General features: G+C 64.2%; 1 protein-coding gene. It reads left to right on the top strand.

Annotation, left to right across the window (positions count from 1 at the left end; translation table 11 throughout):
* Positions 1 to 1191 (top strand): elongation factor Tu (gene tuf / locus ER13_RS17345; RefSeq protein ID WP_008260274.1); only part of this gene is annotated, 1191 nt, incomplete at its 5' end.
* Positions 1192 to 1193: the final 2 nt, after the last annotated feature.

The following is a 1193-nucleotide window of genomic DNA, read 5'->3' as shown; positions in this document are numbered from 1 at the left end:
ATGGCCAAGGAAAAGTTCGAACGCACGAAGCCGCACTGCAACATCGGCACGATCGGCCACGTTGACCACGGCAAGACGACGCTGACGGCGGCGATCACGATGACGCTGGCGAAGGCCGGCGGCGCCAAGGCGATGGCCTATGCGGACATCGACGCTGCGCCGGAAGAAAAGGCGCGCGGCATCACGATCAACACGGCGCACGTGGAATATGAGACGGCCAACCGTCACTACGCCCACGTCGACTGCCCCGGCCACGCCGACTATGTGAAGAACATGATCACCGGCGCGGCGCAGATGGACGGCGCGATCCTGGTGGTTTCGGCCGCTGACGGCCCGATGCCGCAGACCCGCGAGCACATCCTGCTGGCCCGTCAGGTCGGCGTGCCGGCCCTGGTGGTCTTCATGAACAAGGTCGACCTGGTCGACGACGAAGAACTGCTGGAACTGGTCGAGATGGAAGTGCGCGAGCTGCTGAGCTCGTACCAGTTCCCGGGCGACGATATTCCGATCACCAAGGGTTCGGCCAAGGCCGCGACCGACGGCGTGAACCCGGAAATCGGCGAACAGCGCGTTCTGGCCCTGATGGAAACCGTCGACGCCTACATCCCGCAGCCGGAACGTCCGGTCGACCTGCCCTTCCTGATGCCGGTCGAAGACGTCTTCTCGATCTCGGGCCGCGGCACCGTGGTCACGGGCCGCGTCGAAAAGGGCATCGTCAAGGTCGGTGAAGAAGTCGAGATCGTCGGCATCCGCCCGGTCCAGAAGACGACCTGCACCGGCGTCGAAATGTTCCGCAAGCTGCTGGACCAGGGTCAAGCGGGCGACAACGTCGGCGTTCTGCTGCGCGGCACCAAGCGTGAAGACGTCGAGCGCGGTCAGGTTCTGTGCAAGCCGGGTTCGATCACCCCGCACACCAAGTTCCTGGCTGAAGCCTACATCCTGACCAAGGAAGAGGGCGGCCGTCACACCCCGTTCTTCACCAACTATCGCCCGCAGTTCTACTTCCGCACGACCGACGTGACCGGCATCGTGCAGCTGAAGGAAGGCGTCGAAATGATCATGCCCGGCGACAACGCCGAGCTGAACGTCGAACTGATCACCCCGATCGCCATGGACCAGGGCCTGCGCTTCGCCATCCGTGAAGGCGGCCGCACCGTCGGCGCCGGCGTCGTCGCCAAGATCATCGAGTAATC

The sequence above is a fragment of the Brevundimonas sp. EAKA genome, assembly GCF_000698025.1.
Classification (GTDB): Bacteria; Pseudomonadota; Alphaproteobacteria; order Caulobacterales; family Caulobacteraceae; genus Brevundimonas; species Brevundimonas mediterranea_A.
This window is presented reverse-complemented; position numbering and strand designations above follow the sequence as displayed.